This is a genomic window from Acidiphilium sp. MT5 (assembly GCF_054767495.1).
On the sequence record NZ_BAABMR010000002.1, the window covers coordinates 388245 to 411326 of the forward strand.

General features: G+C 61.9%; 23 protein-coding genes and 1 tRNA gene. 17 read left to right on the forward strand and 7 right to left on the reverse strand.

The window, feature by feature from the left end:
• Window positions 1–230: 230 nt before the first annotated feature.
• The 3 genes from ACYUCQ_RS03945 to ACYUCQ_RS03955 all read left to right on the forward strand — a co-directional run bounded on the left by ACYUCQ_RS03945 (window position 231) and on the right by ACYUCQ_RS03955 (window position 4494).
• Window positions 231–1262 (forward strand): HlyD family secretion protein, encoded by a 1032-nt coding sequence (locus ACYUCQ_RS03945; RefSeq protein WP_460253198.1) that lies wholly within the window; start codon window positions 231–233, stop codon window positions 1260–1262.
• A 7-nt stretch (window positions 1263–1269) separates the two neighbouring features.
• Window positions 1270–2805, forward strand: coding sequence for a DHA2 family efflux MFS transporter permease subunit (locus ACYUCQ_RS03950; protein ID WP_460253199.1), 1536 nt, complete (start codon window positions 1270–1272; stop codon window positions 2803–2805).
• Window positions 2806–2913: 108 nt separating this feature from the next.
• Window positions 2914–4494 (forward strand): efflux transporter outer membrane subunit, encoded by a 1581-nt coding sequence (locus ACYUCQ_RS03955; RefSeq protein ID WP_460253200.1) that lies wholly within the window; start codon window positions 2914–2916, stop codon window positions 4492–4494.
• Here ACYUCQ_RS03955 and ACYUCQ_RS03960 read toward each other — a convergent pair.
• Together ACYUCQ_RS03960 and phaR are read right to left on the reverse strand one after the other, a co-directional pair.
• Window positions 4469–6874: a glucan 1,4-alpha-glucosidase gene (locus tag ACYUCQ_RS03960; protein ID WP_460253201.1), complete on the reverse strand. Its 2406-nt coding sequence runs from the start codon at window positions 6872–6874 to the stop codon at window positions 4469–4471. The two genes, ACYUCQ_RS03955 and ACYUCQ_RS03960, sit on opposite strands and share 26 nt — an antisense overlap.
• 15 nt (window positions 6875–6889) lie before the next feature.
• Window positions 6890–7504 carry a polyhydroxyalkanoate synthesis repressor PhaR gene (phaR, locus tag ACYUCQ_RS03965; protein ID WP_460253202.1) on the reverse strand — a complete coding sequence of 205 codons (615 nt, stop codon included), beginning with the start codon at window positions 7502–7504 and terminating at the stop codon, window positions 6890–6892.
• 228 nt (window positions 7505–7732) lie between these two features.
• Here phaR and ACYUCQ_RS03970 point away from each other — a divergent pair, with 228 nt between their 5' ends.
• From ACYUCQ_RS03970 to ACYUCQ_RS03990, 5 genes are all read left to right on the forward strand, one after another.
• Entirely contained in the window at window positions 7733–8155 is a 423-nt protein-coding gene (locus tag ACYUCQ_RS03970) for a hypothetical protein (protein WP_460253203.1), read from the forward strand.
• A gap of 76 nt (window positions 8156–8231) precedes the next feature.
• A complete protein-coding gene (locus ACYUCQ_RS03975; RefSeq protein WP_460253226.1) occupies window positions 8232–9194 on the forward strand; it encodes an alpha/beta fold hydrolase in 963 nt (320 codons plus the stop codon).
• A 53-nt stretch (window positions 9195–9247) separates the two neighbouring features.
• Entirely contained in the window at window positions 9248–10420 is a 1173-nt protein-coding gene (locus tag ACYUCQ_RS03980) for an acetyl-CoA C-acetyltransferase (protein ID WP_460253204.1), read from the forward strand.
• 2 nt (window positions 10421–10422) lie between these two features.
• Complete coding sequence (locus ACYUCQ_RS03985) at window positions 10423–11124, forward strand: CoA transferase subunit A (RefSeq protein ID WP_460253205.1); 702 nt, start codon at window positions 10423–10425, stop codon at window positions 11122–11124.
• 9 nt (window positions 11125–11133) lie between these two features.
• A complete protein-coding gene (locus ACYUCQ_RS03990) occupies window positions 11134–11775 on the forward strand; it encodes a 3-oxoacid CoA-transferase subunit B (RefSeq protein WP_460253206.1) in 642 nt (213 codons plus the stop codon).
• A gap of 231 nt (window positions 11776–12006) precedes the next feature.
• Here ACYUCQ_RS03990 and ACYUCQ_RS03995 read toward each other — a convergent pair whose 3' ends face one another.
• Window positions 12007–13005, reverse strand: coding sequence for a cysteine synthase A (locus tag ACYUCQ_RS03995; protein WP_460253207.1), 999 nt, complete (start codon window positions 13003–13005; stop codon window positions 12007–12009).
• Window positions 13006–13112: 107 nt separating this feature from the next.
• Between ACYUCQ_RS03995 and ACYUCQ_RS04000 the strand changes: the two genes are divergently transcribed.
• From ACYUCQ_RS04000 to ACYUCQ_RS04015, 4 genes are all read left to right on the forward strand, one after another.
• On the forward strand, window positions 13113–13523 hold the full coding sequence (locus ACYUCQ_RS04000; RefSeq protein WP_460253208.1) for a rhodanese-like domain-containing protein: 411 nt from the start codon (window positions 13113–13115) through the stop codon (window positions 13521–13523).
• Between the two features lie 135 nt (window positions 13524–13658).
• Window positions 13659–14852, forward strand: a complete 1194-nt coding sequence (locus ACYUCQ_RS04005) for an MFS transporter (protein WP_460253209.1) — start codon at window positions 13659–13661, stop codon at window positions 14850–14852.
• Window positions 14853–14901: 49 nt separating this feature from the next.
• Window positions 14902–15690: a type I methionyl aminopeptidase gene (map, locus tag ACYUCQ_RS04010; protein WP_460253210.1), complete on the forward strand. Its 789-nt coding sequence runs from the start codon at window positions 14902–14904 to the stop codon at window positions 15688–15690.
• 70 nt (window positions 15691–15760) lie between these two features.
• On the forward strand, window positions 15761–16492 hold the full coding sequence (locus tag ACYUCQ_RS04015) for a JAB domain-containing protein (protein ID WP_460253211.1): 732 nt from the start codon (window positions 15761–15763) through the stop codon (window positions 16490–16492).
• On the opposite strand, the gene ACYUCQ_RS04020 is transcribed toward ACYUCQ_RS04015, so the two are convergent.
• Window positions 16487–17251: a methyltransferase domain-containing protein gene (locus tag ACYUCQ_RS04020; protein WP_460253212.1), complete on the reverse strand. Its 765-nt coding sequence runs from the start codon at window positions 17249–17251 to the stop codon at window positions 16487–16489. The genes ACYUCQ_RS04015 and ACYUCQ_RS04020 overlap by 6 nt on opposite strands.
• 42 nt (window positions 17252–17293) lie before the next feature.
• Here ACYUCQ_RS04020 and ACYUCQ_RS04025 point away from each other — a divergent pair, with 42 nt between their 5' ends.
• The 3 genes from ACYUCQ_RS04025 to ACYUCQ_RS04035 all read left to right on the forward strand — a co-directional run bounded on the left by ACYUCQ_RS04025 (window position 17294) and on the right by ACYUCQ_RS04035 (window position 18872).
• On the forward strand, window positions 17294–18028 hold the full coding sequence (locus tag ACYUCQ_RS04025; protein ID WP_460253213.1) for a ComF family protein: 735 nt from the start codon (window positions 17294–17296) through the stop codon (window positions 18026–18028).
• A gap of 86 nt (window positions 18029–18114) precedes the next feature.
• Entirely contained in the window at window positions 18115–18372 is a 258-nt protein-coding gene (gene grxC / locus ACYUCQ_RS04030; protein ID WP_460253214.1) for a glutaredoxin 3, read from the forward strand.
• Window positions 18373–18398: 26 nt separating this feature from the next.
• Entirely contained in the window at window positions 18399–18872 is a 474-nt protein-coding gene (locus tag ACYUCQ_RS04035) for a DUF1178 family protein (protein WP_460253215.1), read from the forward strand.
• Window positions 18873–18887: 15 nt separating this feature from the next.
• On the opposite strand, the gene lpxB is transcribed toward ACYUCQ_RS04035, so the two are convergent.
• Complete coding sequence (gene lpxB, locus ACYUCQ_RS04040) at window positions 18888–20027, reverse strand: lipid-A-disaccharide synthase (RefSeq protein ID WP_460253216.1); 1140 nt, start codon at window positions 20025–20027, stop codon at window positions 18888–18890.
• A 12-nt stretch (window positions 20028–20039) separates the two neighbouring features.
• Entirely contained in the window at window positions 20040–21782 is a 1743-nt protein-coding gene (locus tag ACYUCQ_RS04045) for a c-type cytochrome (protein WP_460253217.1), read from the reverse strand.
• A gap of 197 nt (window positions 21783–21979) precedes the next feature.
• Here ACYUCQ_RS04045 and ACYUCQ_RS04050 point away from each other — a divergent pair.
• Window positions 21980–22055, forward strand: a tRNA-Lys gene (locus ACYUCQ_RS04050).
• Between the two features lie 63 nt (window positions 22056–22118).
• On the opposite strand, the gene ACYUCQ_RS04055 is transcribed toward ACYUCQ_RS04050, so the two are convergent.
• The gene (locus ACYUCQ_RS04055; protein WP_460253218.1) at window positions 22119–22790 is read right to left on the reverse strand and encodes a hypothetical protein; all 672 of its coding nucleotides are present in this window, start codon (window positions 22788–22790) and stop codon (window positions 22119–22121) included.
• A 119-nt stretch (window positions 22791–22909) separates the two neighbouring features.
• On the opposite strand from ACYUCQ_RS04055, the gene ACYUCQ_RS04060 reads away from it, so the two are divergent.
• Window positions 22910–23041 carry a hypothetical protein gene (locus tag ACYUCQ_RS04060; protein ID WP_460253219.1) on the forward strand — a complete coding sequence of 44 codons (132 nt, stop codon included), beginning with the start codon at window positions 22910–22912 and terminating at the stop codon, window positions 23039–23041.
• Window positions 23042–23082: the final 41 nt, after the last annotated feature.

The following is a 23082-nucleotide window of genomic DNA, read 5'->3' on the forward strand; positions in this document are numbered from 1 at the left end:
TTGGACCCACTTGTTCGATATAAGACGAATAATGCTACCTGAGGTAGTATTCTATCATTATCGCGGGTTGGCAAGTGGTATTGTCCCGCGCCGCGAAAAATTACGCCGGTGAGGCAGTCCAACAATCGGGTTAGCAAGACTGGATTTTCTCCGCAGGATCGGCCAGATCACGGTGACGCAGGCGCTATGACGCATACGCACAAAGACCACATTAAGGGTAATAACGGCCAATGGCTCAAACGACCGATCAAACCGCCCCCAACGGCACAGACCCCGCACCCGGCCAGGGTGGGGCACGGAAATTCATTATTTTGGCGATTATTCTGCTGGGTCTTGCGCTGGCGGGGCTGATTTATTGGCTGCACGCAAGACATTTCGCGACCTCGACCGATGCCGAAATCGATGGCCCGATTCATGCCATCGCGCCACGGATCGCAGGCAGCGTGCAGGCCGTGCTGGTGCATCAGAATGAGCATGTGCTGCGCGGCCAAGTGCTGGTTCGGCTCGATCCGGCGAGCGAGCAAACCGCCCTCGCCCAGGCCCAAGCGCAAGCGCGCGAAGCCGCCGCCCAGATTGCGCTGCGCCGGGCCGATCTGTTGGGCGCACAAGCCCAAGTTGAGGTCGCCAGCGCCGATTTAATCAAAGCCAAGCAAGATTTCGCCCGCTATGCGTCGGTCAATCCGCAAGCCGTGACCCGCGCTGATCGTGACAACGCCACCGCCGCCGAACGCGCCGCGACGGCGCGGTTGGATGCGGCCAAAGCGCAAGTCACCAGCGCGCAAGCCGCCTTGCAAGCCGCCCAAGCCTCGGCGCAGGCCGCGTTGGTCGCGGTGCAGAATGCCCGCTTGCAGCTCGGCTACACCGTCATCCGCGCGCCCGCCGCAGGCTATATCGCCAATCGCACCGTGCGGCGGGGCAATATCGTCGCCCCCGGCGCCGGGCTGATGGCCTTGGTCGGTGATCGGATTTGGGTGACCGCGAATTTCAAGGAAACCCAGCTTGGCCGCATCCATCCCGGTCAGCACGCCCGGATCACCATCGATGCGGTGCCCGGCCCGTCATTTCGCGCGCGCGTCGCCTCGATCCAGCACGGCACCGGCTCGGTTTTTTCGCTCCTGCCCGCCGAAAACGCCACCGGCAATTATGTCAAAATCGTCCAGCGGGTGCCGGTGCGGCTTACCTTTGATGATCCACGGATGAAAAAATACCTGATCGCGCCGGGCATGTCGGTGGAAGTTTCGATCCGGATTTCGGGGCAGTAAGCGCCCGATGAGCGTGATTTTCGCCTCGAAGCCGAATTTGCCGCGCTCCGCCGCCGGAATTTACAACCCGTGGCTGATCGTTGCGATGATCGCGGTCGCCCCCTTCATGGAGGTGTTGGATACCACCATCGCGAATGTGGCACTCACCCATATTGCCGGCTCGCTGGCGGTCAGCCCAGAGGAAAGCACCTGGGTGCTCACCTCGTATCTGGTATCGAACAGCATCATTCTGCCGATCACCGGCTGGTTGCAGGGGGTGGTCGGGCGCAAGCGATTATTCCTGATTTGTGTGGCGCTATTTACCGCAAGCTCGGTGCTCTGCGCATTTTCCACGTCATTATCGATGCTGATCATCGCCCGCGTGTTGCAAGGTTTGGGCGGTGGCGGCTTGCAACCAATCACCCAATCGATGTTCGCCGATACATTTCCGCAGGAAAAGCGCGCCCAGGTGTTTGCGGTCTATGGGCTGGTGATCATCGTCGCCCCGGCAACCGGGCCGTTGATCGGCGGCTGGATCACCGATCATTTGTCGTGGCACTGGGTGTTTTTGATCAATCTGCCGATCGGGCTGATCGCCTTCGCCCTGATCGCCACCTTCGTCGCCGAGCCGATGATTTTGGTGCGTGAGCGCTTGGCGCGGCTCGCACGCGGGCTGAAATTCGACTATGTCGGGCTGACGCTGGTGGCGCTGGGCTTTGGCTCGTTGCAGATTTTTCTCGATAAATTTTCGCTCGATGACGGGTTTTCGAGCCTGCTGATCCGCATCCTGTTCGTGATCTGGAGTGTCTCGTTGGTCACGCTCGCGGTTTGGGAATGGGATCATCCCGAGCCGGTGATGAATATCCGATTATTCAAATACAAAAATTTCGCGGTCTCCTGCGTGCTGATGTTCGTGATCGGCTTTGTGCTGCTGAGCACCACGCAGCTTTTGCCGCAACTGACCCAAACCTTGCTCGGCTATTCGGCGCAAACCTCAGGCTTTGCGCTGGCGCTGGGCGGCATGGCGACCATCGGGCTGATGCCGGTGGCCGGCATCATCACCGGCCGCTTCGTCTCGGCGCGCGTATTGCTGATTGGCGGTCTGGTCGAGACCGGCATTGCCCTGATCATCCAATCTCATTTAGCGCCGGATGCCTCATTCTCGATCATCTCGACCGACCGGGTGTTGCAGGTCTTGGCCCTGCCATTTCTGTTCGTCCCGGTGTCAGCCCTCTCTTATGTCGGGCTGCCGCCGGCGCGCAGTGCTGATGCCTCCGCGATTATCAATCAGGTGCGCAATATCGGCGGCAGTATCGGCATTTCCTTCGTCACCACCATGCTGGCCTGGCGCACCCAATTTCACCATGCACGACTTGCGGAGCAGATCACTGATTATGGTAGTCTTCATGGCCAAACTCTTCCCCACATCGCTGCTATCGTGCAACAACAGGCTCAGTTCATGAGCTATCTGGATATGTTTCACCTGCTCGGCATTGGCGCGCTCTTGGTTTGGCCATTAGCACTCTTGCTCGGCGCGCCGCCCAAATCGGCCGCCCGAGCGTGATGGGTGACCATCCATGACGCTCCGGCCTTGGTTTGCCGATCCATTTGATTGGTTTCGCCCAAATCTGTTGATTTGAATGAAATCAATATTAAGCTAAAGGAGTTGTTTATGAGGTTTAACGGTCAGACAAGTCGGCACACCGCCCGCATCGTCGCCTTCAGTGTTTTGAGCCTGGGCATGATGGGTGGCCTCGCCGGATGTGAATTGGGGCCTAATTTTCGCGCACCGCACCCACACGTGCCCGCAAGCTTCCAAGCGAGCGGCGCGCCGGTTCAGGATCAAGACAAAATCTCCAACGCGGCCATTGATACCAGCTGGTGGCAGAGCTTCCATGACCCGGTGCTGAGCACGCTTGAGCATGACGCGGTCAGTCAAAATCTGGATGTGAAAATCGCCACCCAGCGCTTGGCTGAGGCGCGCGCCCAGGCCGAGATTGAGGGCGCGACGCTCTATCCCTCGCTTGATTTCGCCGGATCATTCACCCGCGAAGGGCCCAGCAAAAAAGGTATTTTCACCGCCCTCGGCGGTGGCTCCAACACCGGCACCGCCACCAACGCCGCGAATACCGCGGCGGGCACCAACAGCTCGATTGGCGGCGGCGGCATCCCCGGCTCGGCGATCCAGCCCTTCAACCTGTTCCAATACGGGTTTTCCTCAGTGTTTGATTTTGATCTCTGGGGCAAGAACCGGCGCACCCGTGAAGCCGCCTTGGCCGCCGTCACCGCCTCCGCCGATGCGCGCCGGGCGGTGCTGCTCAATATCGAGGCCGAAGTGGCGCAGGATTATATCTCGCTCCGCGCCGACCAAGCCTTGCTCGCCATCGCTCAGCACAATTTGCGCACCGCCGATCATTTGACCAAATTGACGCGCGAGCGCGCACAGGCGGGGCTGGCCAATGCACTCGAAGTGGCTGATTCCGAGGCCCAAGCCGCGTCGGTGCAGGCCCAAATTCCCACGCTGCGCGCCGCCATCGCCGGTCAAGAGAGCCAGATCGGGCTGTTGCTGGGCCGAAACCCCGGCGCTTTACGCCCCGAACTCCGCACGCCGCACGCCGTGCCCGCAGCACCGCCCGTGGTGCCCGTTGGGCTGCCATCGCAATTATTGACCCGCCGGCCGGACATGCGCGAGGCCGCTGCGAAACTGCATGAAGCGACTGCTGAAATCGGCGTTGCCACCGCCGCCTTCTTTCCAGACATCACCCTGTCCGGATCGGTTTCGCTGCAAGCGCTGCAATTCTCAAATTTGAACCAATTGGCCGCCGTCACCTACGCCATTGGTCCGGAAATCACCATGCCCCTGTTCGAGGGCGGCAAGTTGCGCGGCCAGTTGCGGCTGCGCAAGGCCGAGCAACGCGAAGCGGCGGTGAATTACGCCAAGACCGTGCTGACCGCCTTGCATCAGGTGGATGACACATTGACTGATTACGACCAGGAACAGCGCCGCCTGCAATCGCTCAATCGCGAGGTTGCCGCCAGCCAGCATGCGCTCACCCTGGCGCAAGAGCGCTACCGGCAAGGTCTCGCGGATTATTTGCAAGTGCTCACCGCCCAACAATCTGTGCTCGGCGCCGAGCAAACCCAGGCGCAGAGCTTGGCCGCGATCTCAACCGATCTGGTCAAACTCTATCAAGCGTTGGGCGGTGGCTGGGAGCAGACCTACCCGGTCACGACGGCGCAGAAGACGCCTTGATCGCCACGGTGAAATTTTTTCCCGCCCAGGTTTTGGGTTGATCGCGCAGGCACCAAGTAAACACGACCTGATCGCCTGGGCGGAGCGTTGTGGTGTCCAACGTCGCGACATGCAGGCCCGCGCCGAAATCCTGCGTGGCGCAATCCTGCCAATGCGCCCAATCATCGAGGGTCCAGCGAATGATCGAAGCCGCCTCAAGCTGGATGCGCAATGATCGCCCCGGATTCATTTCGCTCCGGCGCCAAACCGGGCGCCAATCGGCAATGCACGGCGCTTGCCGGTCCTTGATGTAGCGCTGCACCGTTTGCGGCGGCATATCAAACACCGCACCATCGCGCAGCGAGCGCAGTAATTTTACATATTCGGCATGCGCCCAGACCAGCGGCATCGCCGAGCCGCTGGGCTTGCCGCGATAGAGCTCATGGGCGGGAATATCATCAGCATCCCAGACCTGCTCAGGCAATAGGCCACCTTCACTCGCGCAATTCTCCAGCGTGGTGCAGAGCGCTCGCGCCGTCGCCAGATCCCCCGCGCACAGCGCATAATGGGCGCGCTCGCCGGTCAAAAGCGGCCAGGCGCGGCCATGGCCGGTGCCATCGAACGGGCGGCCATCGTGATGTTCGCCATAGCCATCATCATTATAACGATGCCAAACCGGGCCCTGCGGCAAGTCAACACGGGTGAGATGATCGATCACTTTCAGCGTGTCGAGTATCCGTGGATCATTCGCATCGCGCAGACCAAATCGCACCAAGGCCAGCGCGTCCGGCCCGGTCAGCGCGTCGGCGGCAATATCAGCCTCGCGCGCCGGGCGGTTGCGCAGCGCGATCCGGCCATGGGCATCGGTGCGCGCCAAATCATGATCGCCCTCCGGCGCGATGCGGACATAATAACCCGCAACCCCCATTGCCCGGGTCGCTGGCGTGTCGGTCACGTAAATCCAGTTTTCGATGTCGGCGTTCCAGGCATCGGCGGTGTCGCGCAAAATGGTCGCGAAATCGGTCTCGCCAGCCAGCACCGCCCGCTCGGCAGCGACGAGCAGGGCGGCAATTTCAACAGCCAATGTTGCAGGCGTGTAGCCGGCATTTTCCTCCCAACGATCCTGGCCGGTGACTGGGCCGTTGCGCAGCAAAAACCCGGCGGCCGCGCGGATCATCGGCCAATAATGCCCTACTTCTTCCGCCGGTATCGCGCCCGCGCGGCAGGCCAGATCCACCAGCAAAATCGGGAACGCGGTTTCATCGAGTTGCAGGCCAGACCAATAGGCCGACCCATCGAGCCAGCAATTTTGCGGCCAATGCCCGTCCGGCTCCTGGGTTGCACGCAAATAATCAAGCGTGCGGCGCGCATCCGCCAAGGCGCCGCAGGCGAGCAACGCCCCGGCGGTCTCCACCAGATCACGCGGCCAGACCAGATGGTAGCCGCCCAAATCATCATCGCCTTTCGAGGCGCCCCACGGGATCGACAGGCTGGCAATCGAGCCACCGGGAAAACTCGGGCTTTCATGGGCGCGCAACACGGCGGTGCTGACGCGGTAAAAATTATGGCGTTGATGCTGTGCTGGCGGATCGAGCTTGAGCAAATCATGCTGCCAGCCTTGCCAACGGGCATTATACTCCTGCTCGGCGGCAGCAAAGCCGCGCTGCAAACTCATCCGCGCCTGAAACGCCGCCTCTTCGGGCTTGCGACCAAAGCCGATGGCCAGCAGGCAGGACGCCTCGATTTCGGCAACCAACGCCACATTGCCATCGGTCGCGGTATCGAAGGGTGCGATCAACGCGCCATCGCGCTTGAGGCATTGCCACCCATCCGACACCCCGACAAACCCGACCGAGCGGGCGCGAAACCCTTCGCGGCTGGCCAGCGCGAGCGATGATCCATCGCCGCTGGCAAACAGCATATCAATCCCTTTGAACTGGCCAAGCCAGGCGCTGTTATGCGCGCCACCATTCACCAAATGCGGCGCGAGCAGCACAAAAACCCGCAAACTCGGCGCGCCCTTAGCGGGGCTGAGCGAAATTTGTTGCAATACTGCATCGCCCCACGGATCGGCGATAATGCGCTTGTCAATGGTAAACAGCCGGTCCGGATGAGTGTTGCGAATCGTAAAAGCCGGTGTGCCATCCATCACCCGATGGGTCTGACTGAGCGTATCGCGCTTTTCCTCGGCGAACAGGCCGCCCGCATGGCCATCGGTCACGATCAGGCCGCAATCGCGGGTACACGCCTGATCGACGCGGGGAAAATAAATCTCATCGAGAATGCCATGGCTGAGCGTGAACCAAACATTGCTCAGCGGCGAGAGCGCGGTGCCGACACCGTCTTTGGCGCTGGACGTCCAGCGTGGCGCCAAGCCGGGCCGGCCAGGCGCTTCAGCCATGACGGGCTACCATCCTCAACCGCCCTGCTTGGCTGATCGCTGGGTGCGAGCCAATTCGGCCTGCAGCCGCTCCACCTCGGCGCGCAAGGTGCGAATTTCCTCATCGCGCTCATCGGCAGGGGCGGTGCCGCCCTCGGCGGTCGCAAACGGCGCGAACAGGCCCATCGCCCGCTCAATCATCGCGATATTTTGCCGGCCAATCTCCTCCATGCCGGGCGGCAGAAAGCGGCCCATCGTCTGCTGCATCGTCTGCTGCACGGTTTGCTGCATCGCCTCGCGCATCTGGCGCTGCTGGCGGCCAAATTGGCTCATCGCGGAATCCAGATAGCGCGGCACCACCGATTGCAAATTATCGCCATACAGCCCGATTAGTTGGCGCAGAAAATTGATCGGCAACATCGCCCGATCATCCTTGCTTTCCTCCTCGACGATGATTTGGGTCAGCACCGCACGGGTAATATCCTCGCCGGTCTTGGCGTCCGACACCACGAAATGACGGCCCGCGCGCACCATGTCCGCCAAGGTATCGAGCGTGATATAGCTTGAGGTTTCGGTATTATAGAGGCGCCGGTTTGCGTATTTCTTAACAACCACCGGCGGTTCTGGCGGGGCTTCATGATCTTGTTGCATTGGCGTGACCCTTTCAACACGCAGCCCCCAGGGCCAGGGCGCTGCCTTCCTGAACCATGACAGAGCATCGCACGCTTGACCAGAGCGATGCCGTGGCGCACGCCCCCTCCCACGCCCCGTCATCCCCTCTGTCATCGGAATGAACTGGATTACGGGACGATGGATGCGGTATGGCGAACATCACGGTATGGCGAACATGATAGGCAGCGCAGTGATCCGGAATGCACGATGACCAACCCCCCCGAACCCGATCCGCCCCATTTGGCCAATTTGGCCCAGGACTGGGTGACGCTGTGGCAAAGCGAGTTGACCGCCCTCGCCCGCGATCGCGAGGCGCAGGAGCATTGGGCCAAGCTGATCGGGTTCTGGGCCGGCATGGCTGGACAGGCCATCGCTTCCCAGGCGGCCATCGCTTCCCATGCAGCCATCGCGGCGCGCAGCCATGACCGGCACCCGCCCCGATCAACCCGGACCGATGACACGGCGCGGCCCGCGCCCGCTGCTGCTGCATCTGACCCTGGCGGCGAGCCGGGCGCTGATCAACTTACCCTCGCTCGATTACACCAGCGCATCGCCGACCTCGAAGCCCGATTGGCAGAATTTGCCCGATTGGCACCATTGGATCGAGATCATCCGCCGCGCCGCGACTGATCCCGCCCTCGCCAGCGCCCTCGCCAGCGCCCTCACCAGCGCCCTGGTCAGCGCCGCCAGCGGCCCCGACCAAGCCTTGATCGCCGGGATCGCCGCCTATCGGCGCCATGAATATCAACGAACTTTGACCGACCCCCCCGAAATCTGGGCCGAAGGCGAGACAAGAGTACTCGATTACGGCGGCAGCGGGCCGGTGGTGCTGTTCGTGCCCAGCCTCGTCAATCGCGCCTATATTCTCGACCTTGATGAACCAGCCTCGTTCATGCGCTACCTCGCCGCGCACGGCGCGCACCCTTTGCTGCTCGATTGGGGCTGGCCAGGGGAAGTGGAGCGACAATTCACCCTGACCGATTACATCGCCGGGCGGCTTGATCGGGCGCTGGCCGCCATCGAAGGGCCGGTGGTGCTCGCGGGTTTCTGCATGGGCGGCCTGCTCGCTTTGGCCAGCGCACAACGCAACCCCAAACGCATCAGCGGCCTCGCCTTGCTCGCCACACCCTGGGATTTCCACGCCGATAACCCCGATGGCGCGCGCCGCCTCGCCGCCAGCCTTGCAATGATGGAGCCGATGCTGGCCGCCAGCGACACCCTGCCAATTGATGCGTTGCAAACCCTGTTCGCCATGCTCGACCCGCTCGGGGTCAGCGAGAAATATCGCAGCTTCGCCGATCTCGACCCGAACAGCGCGCGCGCCCAGCGTTTCGTCGCGCTGGAAGATTGGCTCAATGACGGCGTGCCGCTCGCGGCACCGGTCGCCCGCGAAACCTTGGGCCAATGGTACGGCGCCAACGCCCCGATGCGCGGGCAATGGCGCGTCGCCGGCTTGCCGGTCGAGCCCCGGCAAATCCCCTGCCCTGCCCTGATCGTCGCCCCGTCACGCGACCGCTTGGTGCCGCCCGACGCCGCCAAGCCGCTCGCCGCCCTGATCCCGCGCGCCACCCTGATTACGCCACAAGCCGGCCATATCGGCATGGTCGCGGGTATGCAGGCCGAAAAAGTGCTGTGGCAGCCATTCCTGCAATGGCTGGCCGCGCTGTAGCGGTGGCGCGATAAATCGGTTAGACCATCACCAAGAGCCAGGAGGGGAACATCATGGACGATATCGTTATCGTAGCCGCTGCCCGCACGCCGGTCGGCAGTTTCAACGGCGCCTTTGCCAACACGCCAGCCCATGTCTTGGGCGAAGTCGCGCTGAAGGCCGCCATCACCCGCGCTGGTCTCTCGCCAGATGATGTCGATGAAGTCATTCTCGGCCAGGTGCTCACCGCCGGGGCCGGACAAAATCCAGCGCGGCAAGCCGCCCGGAATGCCGGTATCCCCGATAGCAAAACCGCCTTTGGCATCAACCAAGTCTGCGGCTCTGGCCTGCGCGCCGTCGCCCTCGCCGCCCAGCAAATCATGTCCGGCCAAAGCGACATCGTGATCGCCGGCGGTCAGGAGAGCATGTCGCTCAGCCCGCACTGCGCGCATCTGCGCGCCGGCACTAAAATGGGCGATATGAAATTCATCGACACCATGATTAAAGACGGGCTGTGGGATGCGTTCTACGGCTACCATATGGGCACCACCGCCGAAAACGTCGCCCGCGCCTATCAGATCACCCGCGATGAACAAGACGCGCTGGCCCTCGCCTCGCAGCAAAAAGCCTCCGCCGCCCAAACATCCGGCAAATTCAAAGACGAAATCGCCGCCGTTACCATCACCGGACGCAAAGGCGATGTCGTGGTCAGTGACGATGAATATATCCGCCACGATTCCTCCGCCGAAACCATGGCGCGGCTCAAACCCGCTTTCTCCAAAGACGGCACGGTCACCGCCGGCAATGCCTCCGGCCTGAATGATGGCGCGGCAGCCCTGGTCATCATGAGCGGCGCCCAGGCAGCGCGGCGCGGCCTCACCCCGCTCGCGCGCATCGCCAGCTTTGCCACCGCCGGGGTCGATCCGGCACTGATGGGCAGCGGCCCGATCCCCTCCTCGCAAAAAGCCCTCGAACGCGCCGGTTGGAGCGTCGATGATCTCGATCTGATCGAGGCCAACGAAGCCTTCGCCGCCCAGGCTTGCGCGGTCAATAAAGGCCTGCATCTCGATCCCAGCAAGGTCAACGTCAATGGCGGCGCCATCGCCATCGGCCATCCGATCGGCGCCTCGGGCGCTCGTATCCTGGTGACCTTGCTGCACGAAATGCAACGACGCAGCGCCCATAAAGGTCTCGCCACGCTCTGCATCGGCGGCGGCATGGGTGTCGCCATGTGCGTCGAGCGCTAAACATGGGCAAACTCTATCCCAGCGCCACCGCAGCCCTCGCCGGCATTTTGCGCGATGGCATGACCATCCTCTCCGGCGGCTTTGGCCTCTGCGGCATTCCCGACACGCTGATCGAAGCCATCCGCGACAGCGGCGTGCGCGATCTCACCATCGTCTCCAACAATGCCGGGATCGATGGCACCGGCCTCGGCATCTTGCTGGAAACAAGGCAAGTGCGGCGGATGATCTCCTCCTATGTCGGCGAAAACGCCACCTTCGCCCGGCAATATCTGGCCGGTGAACTCGAAATCGAATTTAACCCACAAGGCACCCTCGCCGAACGCATCCGCGCCGGCGGTGCGGGCATCCCCGCCTTCTTCACCGCCACCGGCTACGGCACCGAAGTCGCCAACGGCAAAGAAACCCGCGAATTTGATGGCCGCCATTACGTGATGGAACGCGGCATTTTCGGCGACCTCGCGATCATCCACGCCTGGAAAGCCGATACCGAAGGTAATCTGGTCTATCGAAAAACCGCCCGCAACTTCAACCCGATCATGGCCACCGCCGCGAAAATCACCGTTGCCGAAGTCGAACATCTGGTCGAACCCGGCACCATCGATGGCGATCACATCATCACCCCCGGCATTTTCGTCAAACGATTGGTCAAGCTCGATCATGTGCGCAAACATGTCGAGCAGCGCACCACCCGCAAACGCGCATAGGAACCCATCATGCCCTGGACCCGCGATCAAATGGCCGCCCGCGCCGCGCGCGAACTGCAAGACGGCTTCTACGTCAATCTCGGCATCGGGATCCCAACCCTGGTCGCCAACCATATCCCGCCCGGCATTTCCGTGCAGCTCCACTCGGAAAACGGCATGCTCGGCATCGGCCCCTTCCCCTTCGAAGGCGAAGAAGACGCCGATATGATCAACGCCGGCAAACAAACCGTCACCGCCCTGCCCACCACCAGCTATTTCGATAGCGCCGCCTCCTTCGCCATGGTGCGCGGCGGCCATATCGACATCTCCATCCTCGGCGCCCTGCAAGTCGCCGAAAACGGCGACCTCGCCAACTGGATGATCCCTGGCAAAATGGTCAAGGGCATGGGCGGCGCCATGGATCTCGTCGCCGGCGTGCCCCGCGTGGTGATCCTGATGGAACATACCGCCAAAGGCGAACCCAAAATCCTCAAATCCTGCAGCCTGCCCCTCACCGGCAAAAATGTTGCCAGCCTCATCGTCACCGACATGGCGGTGTTCAGCGTCAACCCCCAACAAACACCCTGCCTCACCCTCATCGATAAACCCGACGACGTCACGATCGAGGCCATCCGCGCGGCGACCGAGCCGGATTTTGCGGTGGCGTTGTAAGGGCGGGAAAAGGCCAAGGGGCGCTGCCCCTTGGAACCCCGGCAAAGGCTGAGCCTTTGCAATCCATTCGTTTTAGGGTTGGGGAGGGCGAGGCATTGGCCCATCCCCAGCCTGTGCCTGGATCGCCCTCCCCAACCCTAAAACGCTAACGGGTTCTAAGGGCTCGCCCTTAGCGGGTCCAGGGCAGAGCCCTGGCCTTAACCTTTCCCTTCCACCCCCACGCCAACCCGATTATGTCATCCAGGGTGGTGTGGGCAGGTTTTTGCTGGCGAGGAAGCTGGGGTTGAACAATTTGGACTGATAGCGGGCGCCGGAGTCGCAGAGGATGGTGACGATGGTATGGCCGGGTCCGAGGGTGCGGGCGGTTTGGATGGCGGCGGCGACGTTGATGCCGGCGGAGCCACCGATGCAGAGTCCTTCGTGGATCATCAGGTCGAACACTTGGGCGAGGGCTTCGGTATCGGGGATGCGGATCGCGTCATCGATGGGCGCGCCGTTCAAGTTGGCGGTAACCCGGCCTTGGCCGATGCCTTCGGTGATGGACGAGCCGCTGGAGGCGAGGTCGCCGGTTTTGACCCAGCTATAGAGGGCGCTGCCATCGGGATCGGCGAGGATGATTTTCACGGACGGGTTATGGGCTTTGAGGGCCATGCCGACGCCGGCGAGGGTGCCACCGGTGCCGCAGGCGCAGGTGAAGGCGTCGATTTTACCGTCGGTTTGCGCCCAGATTTCTGCGCCGGTGGTCCGGCGATGGCCTTCCCGGTTATCGGTATTATCGAATTGATTGGCCCAGAAGGCGCCGGTTTCTTCAGCGATGCGGCGTGAGACGTGAACGTAATTGCCTGGATCGCGATAGGGCTTGGCGGGCACCAGGCGCAAATCGGCCCCGATCATGCGCAGAAAGTCGATTTTTTCCTGGCTTTGGGTCTCGGGCATCACGATGATGCAGCGATAGCCTCGGGCGTTGGCAACGAGGGTCAGGCCGATGCCGGTATTGCCGGCGGTGCCTTCGACGATGGTGCCGCCTGGCTTGAGGGCGCCGCTGGCTTCGGCGGCCTCGACGATGGCGAGGGCGGCGCGGTCTTTCACCGAGCCGCCGGGATTCATGAATTCGGCCTTGCCGAGAATGGTGCATCCGGTGGCGGCGGAGGCGCGGTTGAGGCGGATGAGCGGGGTGTGGCCGATGGCGCCGAGCAGGCCGTCGGCGATGGTAGAGGAGGCATGGGGCATCACGATTGATCCTGGCGTTGGTAGAGCGGTTCGGCGGGTTGCCAAAACCGATGGTTGCTCGCAAATTAGACCCAACGCCGATCAGAAACAAATCACGGGGAACCGCAATGATTGACGATGTCGCACCGCGTCAAGTTTGGGAAGCGTTGATGAGCAATCCGGATGCGTTTTTATGTGATGTGCGCACGGTTGCGGAGTGGCAATTCGTGGGCGTGCCGGATTTGTCGCAAACCGGCAAGCGCCCGGTGATGATCGAGTGGCAGATATTTCCCAGCATGCAGCCGAACCAAGATTTCATCACGGCGCTGCAAGCGGCGGGGCTGACGCCCGCGCATCATGTTTATTTCGTCTGCCGTTCCGGCGGGCGCAGCATGGCGGCGGCGCGGCTGGCGCGCGAATATGGGTTTCACCATGTCTATAACGTGAAAGACGGGTTCGAGGGGCCGCATGACCAGCGGGGTCGGCGCGGCCATGTGGCGGGCTGGAAACATGACGGGCTGCCTTGGTCGCAAAATTAATCGGCTTGAGCGCTGAACGACCCTGCTCAGCGTGACCGTGGCTTGTTGATCCGGCTCGGTTCGGCGAGAACGGGCCTATGAGTTTGTCCGATAAATGATGAGGTTGACCCATGAAGTCGCGTGGCGGGGTGCTGCGTGATTGCGCGCGGGAGCCGTGAATTTCGCCGCGCCAATCTGGCCATGGTGGCCGCCGGTTTTGCCACGTTTGAATTGATGTATTGCGTGCAGCCTTTATTGCCGGTGTTTGTCCATGTGTTCGGGGTCACGCCTTTAGGCTCGAGCTTCGCGCTCTCGATGACTACGGGCACGTTGGCGCTGGCCTTGTTGGTAGCGAGTGCGCTGTCTGAAACGTGGGGGCGCACGCCGATGATGATCAGCGCGATTTTGCTGGCGGCGGTGCTGACGATGATCTCCTCGGTTATTGATAATTGGGCACTGTTTTTACTGATGCGCGGGGCGATTGGGCTGGTGTTATCGGGCCTGCCAGCGGTGGCGATGGCGTATTTAGCCGAGGAGGTGGATCGCGACTCCATCGGCCTCGCCATGGGGCTTTATGTCGCCGGCAGCGGCTTTGGCGGGATGACTGGCCGATTACTGACCGAAATGGTCGCGGATGCGGCGGGTTGGCGCATTGCGGTTGCGGTGGTGGGCGCGATTGGGTTGGCGGCGGGGCTGGTGGTGATGGTGGCTCTGCCGCGGTCACGACATTTTGTGCCACGCTTGTTCGCGGCGCGCGCGTTGGCGTTCAATTATCTGGAACATTTGCGTGATCCGGCCTTGGTGCCTTTGTTTCTCGAAGCGTTTTTGATCATGGGCGGCTTTGTCAGTGTCTATAACTACATTACGTTTCGGTTGCTGGGGCCGCATTTTGGCTTGTCGCAAAGCCGGGTGGGGCTGATTTTCGCGGTCTATCTGGTGGGCGTGGTGAGTTCGGCCTGGGTGGGCGGGATTGCTGGGCGGGTGGGCCGCACGCGGGCGCTGCCGGTTGCCATTGGCGTGGAGCTATTGGGGGTTTTGCTAACGCTATCGGGCAATTTGGCGCTGGTGGTGTTGGGCATTGCGCTGGTGACCTTTGGCTTTTTTGGCGCGCATTCGGTGGCGAGCTCCTGGGTCGGGCTGCGGGCGCGAACCAATCGGGCGCAGGCGGCGGCGCTGTATTTGTTTTTATATTATCTGGGATCGAGCGTGATTGGCTCCGCGAGCGGCGTTGCGTATGGCAAAGCCGGGTGGGATGGGGTGGTGGTTTTCATCGCCTGCTTGTTGATTGGTGCGCTGGGTGTTGCGCGGCTGGTTGCCATCTTGCCATCGCGCGCGGGCGCGGTCATGTAAGGGCAATGATCAGACAAATTCCCCCGCGCCGCCTCGGGTAATGGACGCCGTGACCACACCGCAACGGATCACCATCCATCAAGCGCAGGATTTCGCGCCGATGCGCGCTGCCGGCGCGTTGGCCGCGGCGACCCTTGACATGATCGCCCCCTATGTCCGCCCCGGCATCACGACCGGCGAGCTCGATCAGATTTGCCACGCCTTTATCGTCAGCCATGGTGCGATCCCGGCGACGCTGAATTATCGCGGCTATCCAAAATCGAGCTGTATTTCGATCAATCACGTGGTCTGCCATGGGATTCCCGGCGATCGGCGGCTGGACCCGGGCGACATTCTGAATATCGATATCACCGTGATTTTGGATGGCTGGCATGGCGATACCAGCCGGATGTATGTGGCGGGCGAAGCCTCGGTGAAGGCGCGGCGCCTAATCGATGTGACCTATGAGGCGATGATGCGCGGCATCGAGGCGGCAGCGCCGGGGAAGCATTTTGGCGATATTGGCCATGCTATCCAGGTCTATGCCGAAGCGCATCGTTGCGCGGTGGTGCGCGATTTTTGTGGTCATGGGATTGGCCGCACCTTCCATGAACCGCCGAATGTGCTGCATTTTGGCCGGCCGGGCACTGGACCAGAATTACGGCCGGGGATGTTTTTCACCATCGAGCCCATGCTCAATCTGGGCCGACCCGAGGTGAAAATTCTCGATGATGGTTGGACCGCGGTCACCCGGGATCGCAGCCTTTCCGCCCAGTTTGAGCATATGATCGGCATCACCGATACCGGATACGAAATTTTCACCCTCTCGCCCGCAGGTCACACGCGCCCGCCTTATTAGCGCCGCGGTTCAGCGCATTTCGCGATGTTAGGCTTCCCTATCGCGCGCGAATATGACAACCTATGCGTGTATGACTCAAAAATTATCCGCCTTAGGCGATTTTGCTGAATTTGATGTCGCGCTGCCCCCAGGACCACGGCGCGATCAAACGCCCCCGGGAACCCATGGCCATCGGGCGCGGCTGCGTGAGCGGCTGCTACGGGTGGGACCGGAGGCGCTGGCCGATCATGAAATGTTGGAGATGATTTTATTCACCGCCCTGCCCTGGCGTGACACCAAACCGATGGCGTTGGCCTTGATCAAGCGGTTTGGGTCGTATTCCAACGCGCTCAGGGCGCCGTTGGCGGATTTGCTGGCGATTGAAGAAATCGGCGAAGCGGGAGCGGTGGCTCTCAAATTGGTGCAGACCGCCGCCGCGCGGCTGGTGCAGACGGAGCGACGATACCGGCCATTGCTGCATAATTGGGATCGGCTGATTGAGTATCTGACATCAATGCTCGCCCATGAGCAGATCGAGCGGCGGCGCGTTTTGTATTTAGACCCACGCAACCGCTTAATCGCCGATGAGGGCGCCAACATGGCTGACCCCCATGCTTTGGTCATGCGCGCGCTCGAGCAAGGGGCAACGGCGATGATTTCGGTGCATAATGACCCTGCAGGCGAGCCGACGCCCTCTGACATCGAGATCGATATGACCCGAACGCTCAAGCGCGCTGCTGCATCCTATGCAATTGTGCTGCATGACCATGTGATCATCGGCCATGGCACTTGGATCAGCCTCAAGCGCTTGGGTTTGTTATGAGGCCCAGCCGGTGAGCACGCCGAGCTGCAACGTTATCATCGCCGGGGCGTGCGCCGGGGCGAGACTGGCCAAGGCGTGCGGGAATAATGCCCGTGGCGGAACCGTGCGGGAGCGGGCCAGCAAGGCGTTGGTTTCGCCAGCATCCTGCAAATCGCGCAGCAGGCCGAGGCGGTCGCGATATTCAAAGTGGATGACGTCGCGCTCGGCCACCGGCAATGCAAAGCCGGCGCGTTGCAGCAGGGCGGCGCAATCGGCCAGATCGGGAAACGGGGCGATGCGCGGGGGGGCACCGCCGCTCAGGGCCGCATCGGCTTCAAGCAGCACAGTCCGCAATTCAGCGAGGGTGCCCACCAGCGGCAGGCTGGCGAGGAACAAGCCACCGGGGCGCAAAACCCGGCGAAGCTGCACCAAGGTGCCAGGCAAATCATTCACCCAATGCAGCGAGCAATGCGCCACGATCAGGTCGAAAGAATGCTCGGCGAACGGGATCGCTTCGGCGTCGATCACCAGATCCGCACCGATCGGCGTTGCGAGATCCGCCCGGGTTACCGCCATGGCGCGGGCGGCGAGCAAAGGGGCGACAGCGCCGCGCCCGCCAATATCCAGAGCGGTGGTGAAGCGCACCGCGCTATCATCGAGCCGGTCCAACACGCGCGCCGCCAAATCATCCAGCACCGGGCGCAGCCGCTCCAAGCGGGGGCGCGCGCGGCAACGATGGGCGCGGACCGCTTTGGCATCGAAAAGCAATCTCTGGTTCATCCGAGCCTGTTTGCACGGGTTGCACCCGGCGGAGAAGCCCTGATGTGGCCGCTTGCGCGCGCTGTGCTTGATGCGCTGCTCCCCGCCCATTGCATGGCCTGTAGCGAAATCGTGGAGCAAAACGGCTTGCTCTGCGAAACCTGCTTCAAAGCCACCGATTTCATCACCGATCCGGTCTGTCGCCAGTGCGGCCTGCCCTTGGAGCAGGATAGCGGATTATGCACCGGCTGTGACTGGGACCCGCCGCGCTTTCGTGCCGCCCGCGCGGCTTTGCGCTATGGGCCGGGCGCGAAAAAATTGATTTTGCCATTCAAATATTCGGATCGGCCAGAAGCCGCACGCAGCCTTGCCAAAATGATGCTGCGGCCAGGGGCGGCTTTATTGGCGCAGGCGGATGTTCTGACGCCGGTGCCGTTGCATCGGCGGCGCTTGGCGCAGCGGGGCTATAATCAGGCCGGACTGCTGGCCCGCGCCCTGGGTCATTGGGCCAGGCGCCCGGTGCTGATTGACGCACTGGCCCGGATCCGGGCGACCCCTGCGCTCGCCAGCCTCGATCATGATGCGCGCGCCCAATGGATGAAGGGCGCGATTGCGGTGCGGGCGCATCGGCGGGCGCAGATTGAAGGGAAGGTTATTTTGTTGATCGATGATGTGTTGACGTCCGGTGCCACGGCCTCGGCCTGTGCGGAGGCGTTGCTCGGCGCGGGTGCTGCGGCAGTGGATGTGCTTGCGCTCGCCCGCGTTGTTGATGAGCGGGCGGATGAGGATTATGCGTAACAGGCGGTGGTGAAATGATTGCAGCACTCGCTATCCCCCCTTGTGCGGCGTGCGTGGGCGCGTATGTGACGCGATGGAGACAGAGCATGCCGCAAATTGAAATTTATACTCAGGCTTTTTGCCCCTATTGCAGCCGCGCCGTGAGCTTGCTGCGCCGCAAGGGCGTGATGTTCACCGAGATCGACGCGCCGAATGGCAGCGCCGCCCGGCGTGATGCGATTGCCCGCTCGGGCGGTCAGACCACCGTGCCGCAGATTTTTATCGATGGTCGCTCAATCGGTGGCTGCGATGAACTGATGGCGCTTGAGCAGCGCGGTGCGCTCGACCCGCTGCTCACCGCCTGAAGCGCTCCGCGCCGCACAAAACGACGATGATCCATTACGATCTCCGCTGCGATGAAGGCCACGCGTTTGACGGCTGGTTCAAGGGCAGCGCTGAGTTTGATCGTCTGGCGCAAGCAAACTTATTAACCTGCCCGCAATGCGGCGGGTCCAAGATTGATCGGGCGATGATGGCACCACGGATAGGCAAGCGTGGTCAGTCTGCCCCGCCGCCGATGCGTGAGGAGCCAACTGTGCCGACCGAGGCGCCCAAGCCCGCTCCTACCCTTGCGGGTCCAATCCCGGATGGTTTGCGCGCTATGCTCGCCAAATTGCGCGAGGCGGTGGAGGCGCGCTGCGATTATCTCGGGTCGGATTTCGCCGAGGAGGCCCGGAAAATCCATGAGGGATCGGCCCCGGCGCGCGGTATTTATGGCGAGGCCACGCCGGATGACATCGAATCATTGCTCGATGATGGGATCGAGGTCACGCCGATCCCCTGGGTGCCGCGCTCGGATAGTTAGGGCGTGACAACGCCCTCAGAGTAATTCCAAAATTGCCTTTGCGGCGGCCATACTGGGTTTATCGCCGGAAGGCGGGGTGAGCATGGAGGCGATTTGCGCAAAGCCTGCGCGTTGCGTGGCGGCTGCGCTGCCACCGTCCAGCAAGCTGGATAAAGCCGCGATCATTTTGGGCGGCGTGCAATCTTGCTGGATCAATTCCGGCACCAGCCCGCGTCCCGCGAGCAGATTGACAATGGCGGCATGGTCCACCGTGACCAAGCGCCGGGCAATCGCCGCCGTCGCCGGATGGACGCGGTAGGTCACCACCATCGGCACGCCGGCCATGGCCAGTTCCAGCGTCGAGGTGCCCGATTTGGTCAGCGCGGCGATGCTCGCGGCAAAGGCGTCATAGCGGCTAGCCGGATCGCTGACGATCAAGGGGCGTACCCGCCAATCCTGCATTTCGCGGCGGACGCGATCGGCCATGGCGGGGGCGGCGGCGAGCACGGGGACGAGATCAGGATGGTCGGTGGTCAGGCGATCAAGGGTGGTGCGGAAAATCGGCAACAGGCGGTTCAGCTCTGACCGCCGACTACCGGGCATCAGGATCAGCGGTCGTGCGGCGGGGGGGAGCGAAAATGCGGTGCGAAAACGCTGTGCGTCGCCGCGATCAGCGCCGGATTCCAAAACCGGATGGCCGACAAAAACCGGCGCCAGACCGTGCGGTTCAAAGAAGGCGGGTTCGAACGGGAGCAGGCAGAGCAGACGATCCCACAAGCCGGGAAAATGCTTGACCCGCTGAGGCCGCCACGCCCAAACTTGCGGGGCGACATAATGCACCCGGCGCAGGCCCAGCCCGGCGATGCGGCGCAGCAGCCTGAGCGAAAAGCCTGGACTGTCGATGGTGACGACCATGGCCGGTTTGCGTGCGGCGATGTCTGACGCCGTTTGCTCCAGTCGGCGTTTCAGGCGGGTGATGTTGGGCAGAATTTCCACCAGCCCCATCAGCGATAATTCCTGCATGGGGAATAAAGAATCCATGCCCGACGCCGCCATCATCGCCCCGCCAATGCCTGCGAAACTGAGTTCGGGGTGGATTTGGCGGAGCGCTTGCATCAGCCGCGCCCCGAGCACATCGCCGCTGGCTTCGCCGGCGACGAGATAGATCAGGGCCACGCCGCAACCCGGTTAGGTTTTCGGCGCTTTGGCCAACAGGGCCGCAACCGCCTGGCGATATTTGGCCAGCGCATCGCGTTTATCGCTCATCGATAGGCCCTTGGTGGTGGCGATGACCGGGCAATAGGCGGTAACCGCTTCATTGACCAGATCAGCGTTGGAGAGGCCGGGCATTTTGCTCTTGAGGGTGGTGAGCAGGGTTTGGGTGCGCGCCGTCAAGGTGGCGGTGGTCACACCATTCATGCTGTTCAACCAGCCATCACCCGGATCGGCCATCGCGGTATTCAACAGCGGGCAGCCCAGTTCGCGGGCTTTGGCCGAGCCAATCGGCGGCAGATCGAGATAATCCGGATCGGCCATCGCGATTTCGTGCGGCGGCGAGGTTTTGCGGAGTGCGAGCACTTGCGCCGCCGTGGCATCCGCGACGCCGGGATTATGCCAAGCGGTGCGGACATAATTGGCGATGGCCGCGATTTGATGATCGCTCAGCGAGGCGTTGAACGCCGGCATGGCCGGGCCATTCGCGTGCCAGGGGATCATACCGCCGAGCATCACGCCGATCAGATTATCCGCAGGGCCACCCCAGGCGGCTTGGTTGCCCGCGAGATTGGGGAACACATTCGCGACGCCCGCACCGTTGGATTGATGGCAGGCGGCGCAATTGGCCTCGTAGAGCTGCTTGCCCTGCGCGAGCTGGGCGGCGGTGGCGATGGTTGGCCCCGATGCGGTGTTGCGCGGCGCGGTCGCGGTTTGCAGATAGGCGGCGATGTCCTCAACATCGGATTTCGGAATTTGGCTCAGGCTGTAATCGACCACCGATTTCATCGGGCCGAACGCCGAGCCTTGCTGCATATTGCCGCCATGGCGCAAATAGGACACCAGCACCTGCTTGGACCAGCCGCCGACGCCGGCGGTTTTCGAGGAGGAGATGTTGGGCGCATACCAAGGCTCGCCGAGGATGCGGGCGCCGGCGAGGCTGTGATCCTGCTTGATCGCGAACATGAAATTGCGCGGCGAATGGCATTCGGTGCAGTGACCCAGCGCTTCGGCCAGATACGCGCCGTTGCGCACGGCGGGGCTCCAGGATTTGTTGAATTTGACCGGCGCGGTGCTGAAGAACAGCAAGCGCCACGTTAACAAGCCGGCGCGGATATTGAAGGGGAAATTCAACCCGTTCTGCGGCGGCTTGGACGCAACGGCCGGAATGGCGCGCAGATAGGCGGCGATGGCCATCACATCCGGCTTTGAGAGCTTGGCGTAGGAGGTGTAGGGCATCGCCGGATAGAGAAAACGCGGGAACACCAGCAGCGAGGAACCCGGCGCAATGCCGTTATGCAAGGATGCGTAGAATTGCTTTTCGTTCCAGTTGCCGATGCCGTCTGTTTTATCGGGGGTGATGTTGGGCGAATAAATCGTGCCAAACGGCGTGACGAAGGATAATCCGCCAGCGAACGGCTTGCCGCCGGGCGCGGAATGGCAGGGCATGCAATCGCCCGCGACGGTGAGGAAGCGACCGCGCTGGACTTGAGCGATTTGGGCGGCGCTCATGCCTTGGGTATCGGGCATGGGGACAGCGGGATAGGAATCGGGCGCTGGGACAATCGGGGTTGGTTGATAGGCAAACGGGTTGAGCGCGCCGAACGCCATGCTGCCCACCAAAGTGACCCCGATGATCGCGGCCAAACCCGCTATGATCGCACCGCGACGGCGCTTTGCGCCCGCGCTCACTGATCCTGAACCCACTGATTTTGTCATCGCCAACATCCTGACTGAAATGATCGATACCGATCTGACGGTTCTCCGCTGAACATCGCGATAAACCGCGATTGGTCAAGGAGCAAGGGGCCGATGGTCAGCAACATTTGATCACCGGGCCGCAATGGGCCTTGGGAGGCTTCCCACACCCCGATGATCTTGCTAGAAGCCGCTTCGGTGGCACGAACCGACGGTTCGGGCGCATAGCTCAGTTGGTAGAGCAGCTGACTCTTAATCAGCGGGTCCAAGGTTCGAGTCCTTGTGCGCCCACCAATTTTTCGCTCCTTTCGCTCCATTTTATTTTGATATCGGAACAATGTGGGCGTGATTGTGCGCTCAACGCTCGAAGTTGATTTTTGCGCGTGAGGGTGGCTCGTAGATGTGGCCGGGCAGCGTGGGGCGTGGGGGCGCAGGCGGGTATTTTGCCAGCATGTAGTCGTAAAATGACGGCTCTGGTTTTTCGCTCCGCCGCGCTGGTTTGCGCGCCGGTTTTGGGGCCAGTTTTTGCGCTGACTGGCGGGGTTTGCGCGGTAATTTGAGGTAGGTTGGGAGCGGGATCGCGAGCATGTGGCAGATTGGGCGCAGCACGCGACCGATTCGGGGATTTTCGCCGTGGAGGAGCGACAATTCGGGGTCTTCGAGGAAGCAGATCAGATGGCCGCGCACATAGGGGATGTGATGGCCGGGGAAGGTTTGCAGCAGCCAGCCATTTTGCCGTGGCAATTTGCTTTTTTTCGCGTCGGCTGGGGGTGTTGGTGCTGGTGCTTCTGCGGGTTCGGGCGCGGTTTGAGTTTTCGCGCCGGGTTTCCGTTCGCGGATGGGGCGGGGATTGCAGGAGAGAGAACGAAAACGGCGGGAGAGGAGCGAAATACGGTGCCAGACGGCCCACTTGAGCGAAAGATTAAAGCGGGCGTAGTCGGGGGCACCGAGGGTTTTGCGGAGCATGTGCGCGATCGCGGTGAAGCGGTCGGCGAGACTCTGTGCGAGGGGGTTAGTGACCTGCTCCATTTCTCTAACATGGCATAAGAGGGGGTGGGTGCGAAAGGGGAAAATAGGTGCAAAATGATGGGGTGGCGCGGTGGTTTGGAGGTTGATATGGTTACGTCAATTCTTGGGTGAGATGAAAAATGCGTCTGAGTTGGGGCGAAATTCGAGGGCGGGCGGCTCGGTTTGCGGATGAGTGGCGGGATGCGGCCTATGAGAAGGGCGAAACGCAGAGTTTTTACAATGATTTTTTTGAGTGTCTGACCGAAAATTAAGGTGAGTGATTTCAGTTGGTTATGATTCTCTATTGGTTGCG